Below are 8,249 nucleotides of genomic sequence, written 5' to 3'. Positions count from 1 at the left end.
CATCGACGACACCACGATCCTGCTCACCACCCACGACCTGGACGAGGCGGAGAAGCTGGCCGACCGGATCCTCATCCTGGCCGGTGGCCGGATCACCGCGCCGGTGCCCTGCCCGGGCTTGATCTCGACCTCGAAGCCGGCGTCGGAGAAGAAGCCCTTCTCCTTCGCCACCCAGGCGTAGGCGTCACGCCCGAAGTTGCCGAACGACGTGAGGTACGTCACCTGCTCCAGGGACGCGCCCGCCCCGCTGTTGTCGTCGGCCTTGTCCGAGTCGCTGCTGCACGCGGAGACCAGGGCGAGGGCGGTGGCCAGCGTGGCCGCGGCGACCGTACGGGTCAGCCTTCTCATCAGTGCACCTTGTCCTTTCCAACCGGGGCATCGGCCGCCGGGAGGGAGTTGTCGGGCGGCACCGGCAGCCGGGATGGAAGCCGACACCGCGTATCGAGGGGACTCTTCGCGGGCACAGCGTACGAGAACCCCACCTTTGCGACGCCAGGCGTACCGGGTTGCGGAACGGAAACAAATGGATGTCCACCCCGGACGGTGCGATACGGGACCGAGCCGGATAGCCTTTGGCAGATTTCCTGACTACCCACTCAGCGGAGGCCGCCGGAGATGATCCGACTGTCCGAGGTGTCGCGCACCTTCGACGGCCGCGCCGGCCGGGTCGAAGCGCTGCGCGGCATCGACCTCGACGTGGCCGAGGGCGAGTTCATCGCGGTGCTCGGCCGCTCCGGGTGCGGCAAGTCCACCCTGTTGCGGCTGATCGCCGGCCTGATCCCGGTCACCGCCGGGGAGGTCACCGTGGGCGGCACGCCGGTCACCGGGCCCCGCCCGGACATCGCCATGCTGTTCCAGCGACCGGCCCTGCTCCCCTGGCGCACCGTGCTGGACAACGTGCTGCTGCCGGTGGAGATCTTCGGCTGGAAACGCGCCGACCACCGGGACCGGGCGCGGGACCTGCTCGACGTCGCGGGGCTGGCCGGCTTCGAGAAGCGGCTGCCGCACGAGCTGTCCGGCGGCATGCAACAGCGGGTGTCGCTGTGCCGGTCGCTGATCGGCGACCCCCGGGTGATGCTGATGGACGAACCCTTCTCCGCGCTCGACGCGCTCACCCGCGAGGAACTGGCCGGGGAGCTGCAACGGGTGCACATGCGCAACGGCGCGACCGTCGTCTTCGTCACCCACTCCATCGACGAGGCGGTGCTGCTCGCCGACCGGGTGGTCGTGCTCAGCCCGCGCCCCGGCCGGGTCCGCAAGGTCGTCGAAGTGGCCATTCCCCGCCCCCGGACCCTCGGCCGCAACGCCCATCTGGCGGACGTCGCCCGGGTCAGCGCCGACCTGCACGAACTGCTGATGGAGCGCGACCAGCCGGCGACCGCCGGCACGGAGGGGCGATGAGCATGCGGGTGGCCGTCTTCACGGAGCCGCACCGGGGCGCCAGCTACGACGACCAGCTCCGGTTCGCCCGGCTCGCCGAGGACGGCGGGTTCGAGGGTTTCTTCCGCGCCGACCACTACCAGGCCATGGGCGACGAAGCGGCCCTGCCCGGCCCGACCGACGCCTGGCTGACGCTGGCCGCGCTGGCCCGGGAAACCAGCCGGATCCGGCTGGGCACGCTGGTCACGTCGGCGACCTTCCGGCCGCCCGGGCCGCTGGCCATGATGGTGGCCCAGGTGGACCAGATGAGCGGCGGCCGGGTCGAACTGGGCATCGGCGCCGGCTGGTACGCCCGCGAGCACATCTCGTACGGCATCCCGTTCCCCGGCACCAGTGAGCGCTTCGACCGACTCGCCGAGCAGCTCGAAGTGATCACGGGACTGTGGGGCACCCCGTCGGGCAAGACCTTCAGCTACACCGGTGACCACTACCGGCTCGTCGACTGCCCAGCCCTGCCCAAGCCGGTGCAGACCCCCGGGCCGCCGGTCATCGTCGGCGGACGCGGCCCCAAGCGCACCCCGGAGCTGGCCGCCCGGCACGCCGACGAGTTCAACGTGCCGTTCACCAGCGTCGAGCAGACCGCCGAGGCGTACGAGCGGGTGCGCGAGGCGTGCGACCGGGTCGACCGCACCGGCACCGGGCGCCGACCGCTGGTGCTCTCCGCCGGCATCGTGGTGGCGATCGGGCGTACCGACGCGGAGGCCCGGCGCCGGGCGGCACCGCTGCACGTCAAGAGCGCCCTGCCGCCCGAGGACCTGGTGGTCGGGTCGCCGGAGCAGCTGGTCGACCGGATCGGCGAGTTCGCGGCGATCGGCACCCAGCGGGTACACCTGCGCCTGATCGACCTCGCCGACCTGGACCACCTGGAGCTGATCGCCGCCGAGGTGCTCCCCCGACTGGACGGAACCCGATGACCGAAACACCGCTCGATACCCACTCGTCCGGGCAGGAACTCGTCCTCGGCCCGGTGGGCCAGGAGATCGTCTTCGAGAACGACCGCGTCCGGGTCTGGCACATCCGACTGGAGCCGGGCGAGCAGCAACCGCTGCACCGGCACGACCACCCCTATCTGGTGGTGGCCATCCAGGGCGCGAAGAACGTCGTACAGACCATCGACGGCACCAGGATCGATGCGGACGAGCCGACCGGCGGGGTGGTCTACCGCGATCCGGGGGCCGTGCACATGCTCACCAACGTCGGCGACACGACATACCTGGCCCGGCTGGTCGAGCTCAAGTAGACCCGCCGCGAGCAGGTACTGCGGCGTCACACGGCGTGCCGGTGGCGATCGGTGGCGACGGACCGTAACGTGCCGTTCATGGCCAATCGGACCTTGAGCAGGCTACTGCTCACAGCCTTCGGCGTCAGCCTGCTGGCCGGGGCCGGTCAGCTCGGCCTCGCCTTCGGCTTCGGCGTCGTCCGGCTCACCGGCGCCTTCACCGGCGCCACCGTCAACCAGTGGCCGGCCCAGCTCGTCTGGGCCGGCTGGTTCGCGGCGAACGCCGCCGTGATCGGTGCCGTGCTGACCGAGCGGATGTCCCGCCACGAAGGGCAGCTCACCGGCACCGGTCGGCAGCTGGCCCTCGCGGGCAGCGCCGCGCTGGGCGCCACCGTCGTGGCACCGCTGTGCATGCAACCGGCCCGCAGCGCCGACCTCATCTCGATCGACCCGGTCTGGGCCGTGGCCATCTGCGCCGTCCTCGGCGCGGCGATCGGTGCCGGCGCCGCGCTGGCCGTACTGCTCCGACCACCGTTCGCCTGGAACATGGCCGCCGTCGCTGCGGTGGTGTGGCTGGTGGCGCTGGTGTCGGTCGTACCGTCGCTTGGGGCGGACGGGCCGCTGAACCCGGTACGCCTCGGTGTGCTGGAGCCGGCGTGGCTCTCCGCCGACGCGGCGCAGCAACTGAGCCTGCTGGTCCTGCCGATGGTGACCCTGCTGGCCGGCGTGGCCACCGGAGCGCTCGCCCGATGGCGCGGGCACCCGCCGCTGGTCAGCGGCCCGAGCGGCGTCGCCGGGCCGGTGCTGGTGGCGTTCGCATACCTGACCGCCGGGCCCGGCGACACGGGCGACCGCTACCAGCTCTCGCCCTACTACGGGGCCCTGATCGCCGTCGCCGTCGGCGCGCTCGGCTCGGCCACCGCCGCGTTGCTGCCCTGGCCACCGGGGAGGCGACCCACCGCCGACACGGCCATCGAGCCGACCGCCATCCTCCAGCCGCTCCCCCCGCCCCCCGCCCTACCCCACTCGCACCAGCCGGATGAAAGGAAGGGCCCCTTCTTAACGCCTGCGGTAGAGGAAGGGCCCCTTCTTAACACCCCGTCGAGCGTCGCAAGGAGCCCGGAAACGCTGGCACCAGCCGGACCGGCGATCTCCACAACCGCCGGTCCCGAGGCCGCAGCCCTGACGAATTCCCCCAGCGCAGACCGGCCAGACGCTGCCCGGCCCCAAAGGTGGGAGACGGCCGGCGCAGTCGGGCCAGAGGCCGACTTGGCAGACGAGCCGGAGGCAGCCAAGGCGGACCAGCCGGAGGCCGGCCGTCAGAACTGGGAGAACTGGCCGGAGTCCGGCCGGGCAGACGGGCCGGAGGCCGATCGCCCGACGTCGGACGCGGAGGTCACACTCGGCACCGGTACCGCTGCTTCCACCCCGACCGACGGCGGCCACGCCGACAACACGGCCGTCCGCACCGGGACAAGCGTGCCGGCGGCGGGCGGTGCCACTGCCGGCAGGCCGGCCAGAGGTGCCCCGGCCGGTACCGATGCGTCGGCGGACGTACCCGCGGTTGGAGACCGGACGGTCGATGAACCGGACCCGGTGGACGGCCAGCCTCCGGCGGTGCCCGACGCCGAGCCGGCGGTCAACCCGACGCCGGTGGGCGACGGCAGCGACATCCCGTCGGCGGTGCAGGCCGCAGAGCCGCCCGAGGGCCCGTCGGTCGTCCCGGCGAAGAAGACACCGGCGCCTCGGCGCACCCGCAAGCCGCGGATACCCGCCGCGCCCGCGAGCCCGGCGGATCCGCCTTCAAAGGCACACGCCGCCGGGCGTGGCGGGGAAGCGGCCCCGGCCGCTCCGGCCCCGGCCCCGGCCCCGGCCGCTCCGGCCCCGGCGGCTCCGGCCCCGGCGGCTCCGGCTCCGGCTCCGGCTCCGGCTCCGGCTCCGGCTCCGGCTCCGGCTCCGGCTCCGGCTCCGGCTCCGGCTCCGGCTCCGGCTGAGCATGCCCCCTCGGCGAGTGCCGCGCCCGATCCCGCAACGGCAATCCGCGGTGACGGTGACGCCGAAGCGGCCCGCCCCGCCGCCAGCCACACCACGGCCTCCACCACCGCTGCCACTGGCCGCGCCACCGTCACCCACACCGACGCCACCGCCGGTATCGCTCCGGCTACCCCGGCCGACGTGAGCAGCGATCTTGCCGCGTCCTCCCGCGCCAAGGCGACCGATGCCGTCGAGCGGGCCGCATCTCCGGAACAATGGGCGGCCGCTGGCGACGGTGGGACGGCCGGGGCGGCCGCGCCCGAGGCGGCACCACGACCTCGGCACCGCCTTCCGATGCCCGACCTGAACCGGGCAACGCCCTGGAACGCCTTCGCCCTCGCTTCTCAGCCCGGTCCTCCGCCGGCCGACGACGCCATGACCACAGCCCACCCGAGCGGCCCGGGCCAGCCCGGCACCACCGGCCCGGCTAGTTCCGGCACCACCGGACTGGCCGACCTCGAACCGCGCGACCGCGGGACGGCACCGGCCTGGTACCCCGACACATCACCACCGGCAGCCGAGCGCACCACGCCAGCCGTCGGACCGGACCGCTCCACCGGCGGTGCCGAGATCGGGCCACCGGCGGCCGACCTGGACGGTGCCGAGACGCCGCGTCCCGACGGGCCTGCCCCGGCTGCCACGGCGCGGGAGTTGTCCGCGGCTTACGCCGCCACCCCGGGCGTCTCCACCGACCCGGTGGCCACCGCCCGCGACCTGTCGGCCGCCTTCACCAAACCACCTGTCACCCGCCCCGAGGACGTGCAGCCGGGCGGCGACCGCGACAAGGGTCGGCGTGGTCTGTTCCGCCGCGGCAGACCACGTGCGGGGGACGCCGGTGCCGCGGCCGAGCGCGAGGAGGCGCTGGCGGCGCAGGACGAGGAGTACGTCGACTGGGTGGCCGGGCTCGGCCGCTCGTCGGCCGACGACGAGTCCACGCCGAAGGAGTCCCGTCGCTCGCTGCGCTCGACCGGCCGGCACCACCGGGACTGACGTTCTCGCCCGCGGTTGGCATCGACTGCGCGCTGGCAGGTCAGGCCAGTGGCAGGTAGACCCGCCCGCCCGAGGCGACGAACTCGTCGGACTTGTTCTTCATTCCTCGGGCGGCGTACTCCTGGAGATCCTGGGTGATCTTCATGGAGCAGAACTTCGGTCCGCACATCGAGCAGAAGTGCGCGGTCTTCGCCGGCTCGGCGGGCAGCGTCGCGTCGTGGTACGACCGCGCGGTCTCCGGGTCCAGCGAGAGGTTGAACTGGTCCTCCCAGCGGAACTCGAACCGCGCCTTGGACAGCGCGTCGTCCCAGGCCTGCGCGCCGGGGTGTCCCTTGGCCAGGTCCGCCGCGTGCGCCGCGATCTTGTACGCGATCACCCCCGCCTTAACGTCGTCCCGGTCCGGCAGCCCCAGGTGCTCCTTCGGGGTGACGTAGCAGAGCATTGCGGTGCCGAACATGCCGATCATCGCCGCGCCGATGGCCGAGGTGATGTGGTCGTACGCGGGCGCGATGTCGGTGGTCAGCGGGCCGAGCGTGTAGAACGGGGCCTCGTGGCACCACTCCTGCTGAAGGTCCACGTTCTCCTTGATCTTGTGCATTGGTACGTGCCCAGGGCCCTCGATCATCACCTGTACGTCGTGCTCCCAGGCCACCCTGGTCAGCTCGCCCAGGGTCCGCAGCTCGGCGAACTGCGCCTCGTCGTTGGCGTCCGCGATCGACCCGGGCCGCAGCCCGTCACCGAGGGAGAACGTCACGTCGTAGCGGGCCAGGATCTCGCACAGCTCACGGAAGTTGGTGAAAAGGAAGTTCTCCTGGTGGTGCGCCAGGCACCAGGCGGCCATGATCGAGCCGCCCCGCGACACGATGCCAGTCACCCGGCCCACCGCCAGCGGCACGTACGGCAGCAGCACCCCGGCGTGCACCGTCATGTAGTCCACGCCCTGCTCTGCCTGCTCGATCACGGTCTCCCGGAACACCTCCCAGCTCAGCTCCACCGGATCGCCGCCGACCTTCTCCAGCGCCTGGTAGATCGGCACCGTGCCGATCGGCACCGGCGAGTTCCGCACGATCGCCTCGCGGGTCTCGTGGATCCGCTTGCCGGTCGACAGGTCCATCACCGTGTCCGCGCCCCACCGGGTGGCCCAGGTGAGCTTCTCCACCTCCTCGGCCACCGACGAGGTCACCGCCGACGTGCCGATGTTCGCGTTTACCTTGACCAGGAACGCCTTACCGATGATCGCCGGCTCGCACTCCGGATGGTTGACGTTGAGCGGCAGCACGGCCCGCCCGGCCGCGATCTCGGCCCGGACGAACTCCGGTGCCATCCCCTCCCGGATCGCCACGAACTCCATCTCCGGCGTGACGATCCCGGCCCGCGCGTACGCGAGCTGCGTCGGCCGCCGCCCGTCCACCGCAGCGAGGGGGGTGCCCGCGCCACGTACCGGCGCCACGTCGCCCCGCTCGGCGATCCACGGCCCCCGCAGCGGCGGCAGCCCGACCGCCGGATCGGAGCCCGGGCCGGCGGTGTCGTAGAGCCGCACCGGCGGGTTGTCCCCGGTCAACACCACCTCTGCGAACGGCACCCGGATGTCCGGCCGCGATCCCTCGACGTACACCTTGCGGCGTGCCTGCATGACAACCTCCCTGATCAGGCGGACCAGCCGAAGTGGTCCAGCGGGCCGCGTCCGGCGCCCAACTCCCAACCCCGCGCGCCGGTCAGCGCGCGGGTGACGTACTCCTTGGCGGCCGAGACCGCCGCCGGCACCGGATCGCCCAGCGCCAGCCGCACGGCCGTGGCCGCCGAGAACGAGCAACCGGTCCCGTGGGTGTGCCGGGTGGGCACCCGTGGGGCGCGCAGCACGGTCGTCCCGTCCGGACCGTGCAGCACGTCCACCGCCTCGCCGTCGGCGTCCACATCGCCGCCGGTCACGACCACCCATTCCGGCCCGCCGGCCGCCAGGGCCCGCGCGGCCGTCGCCATCTCCACCACACTGGTCACCGGAGCCCCGGTGAGCGCCGCTGCCTCCGCGCTGTTCGGGGTCGCCACCCGGGCGTACGGCAGCAGCCGCTCCACCGCCTCCACCACCCCGAGGCGGTGCCCGCTGGTGGCCACCAGCACCGGATCGACGACCAACTGCGGCAGCCGGCCGGCCGCCGCCGCGTCGGCGATCGCACCCGCCACGGCCGGGGTACCGAGCATCCCGGTCTTGACCGCCCGCACCGCGAAGTCGGACAGCACGCTGTCGAGCTGGTCGGTGACCGTCTGCGGGGGCAGCGGCAGCACGGCGTCCACACCCCGGGTGTTCTGCGCGGTGACCGCGGTGAGCACGCTCGTGCCGTACGCGCCGAGTGCGGCGAAGACCTTCAGGTCAGCCTGGATCCCGGCGCCGCCGCCGGAATCCGAGCCGGCCACGGTGAGCACGGTGGTGGGGGTCACGTCTCTCCCTTCGTCGGCGTCGTGGTTGCGGTTGAGCCACCACCACCGAACTCGGACCCGCCGCCGCCACCACCGCCGCCGAATTCCGAACCACCGTCACCGAACTCGGAACCGCCGCCACCACCACCTC

General features: G+C 73.0%; 7 protein-coding genes. 4 read left to right on the top strand and 3 right to left on the bottom strand.

Annotated features, from left to right (window positions below):
- Window positions 1-348 (bottom strand): ABC transporter substrate-binding protein (locus tag AB0M52_RS26435; RefSeq protein WP_363958950.1); only part of this gene is annotated, 348 nt, incomplete at its 3' end.
- A gap of 267 nt (window positions 349-615) precedes the next feature.
- Between AB0M52_RS26435 and AB0M52_RS26430 the strand changes: the two genes are divergently transcribed.
- The 4 genes from AB0M52_RS26430 (at window position 616) to AB0M52_RS26415 (ending at window position 5,683) form a co-directional block, all read left to right on the top strand.
- On the top strand, window positions 616-1,401 hold the full coding sequence (locus tag AB0M52_RS26430; protein WP_363958947.1) for an ABC transporter ATP-binding protein: 786 nt from the start codon (window positions 616-618) through the stop codon (window positions 1,399-1,401).
- A 2-nt stretch (window positions 1,402-1,403) separates the two neighbouring features.
- Complete coding sequence (locus AB0M52_RS26425) at window positions 1,404-2,354, top strand: LLM class F420-dependent oxidoreductase (RefSeq protein ID WP_363958953.1); 951 nt, start codon at window positions 1,404-1,406, stop codon at window positions 2,352-2,354.
- Window positions 2,351-2,680: a cupin gene (locus AB0M52_RS26420; RefSeq protein WP_363958944.1), complete on the top strand. Its 330-nt coding sequence runs from the start codon at window positions 2,351-2,353 to the stop codon at window positions 2,678-2,680. The genes AB0M52_RS26425 and AB0M52_RS26420 overlap by 4 nt, the downstream gene beginning before the upstream one ends.
- Window positions 2,681-2,758: 78 nt before the next feature.
- Complete coding sequence (locus tag AB0M52_RS26415; RefSeq protein ID WP_363958941.1) at window positions 2,759-5,683, top strand: hypothetical protein; 2,925 nt, start codon at window positions 2,759-2,761, stop codon at window positions 5,681-5,683.
- A gap of 40 nt (window positions 5,684-5,723) precedes the next feature.
- On the opposite strand, the gene thiC is transcribed toward AB0M52_RS26415, so the two are convergent.
- On the bottom strand, window positions 5,724-7,316 hold the full coding sequence (thiC, locus tag AB0M52_RS26410; protein ID WP_363958937.1) for a phosphomethylpyrimidine synthase ThiC: 1,593 nt from the start codon (window positions 7,314-7,316) through the stop codon (window positions 5,724-5,726).
- A gap of 14 nt (window positions 7,317-7,330) precedes the next feature.
- Window positions 7,331-8,119, bottom strand: coding sequence for a bifunctional hydroxymethylpyrimidine kinase/phosphomethylpyrimidine kinase (gene thiD / locus AB0M52_RS26405; RefSeq protein ID WP_363958934.1), 789 nt, complete (start codon window positions 8,117-8,119; stop codon window positions 7,331-7,333).
- Window positions 8,120-8,249: the final 130 nt, after the last annotated feature.

The organism is Micromonospora sp. NPDC051296 (assembly GCF_040682255.1).
Classification (GTDB): Bacteria; Actinomycetota; Actinomycetes; order Mycobacteriales; family Micromonosporaceae; genus Micromonospora; species Micromonospora craterilacus.
Note: the sequence above shows the minus strand (reverse complement) of the source record. Positions and strands in the feature narration are given on the sequence as shown.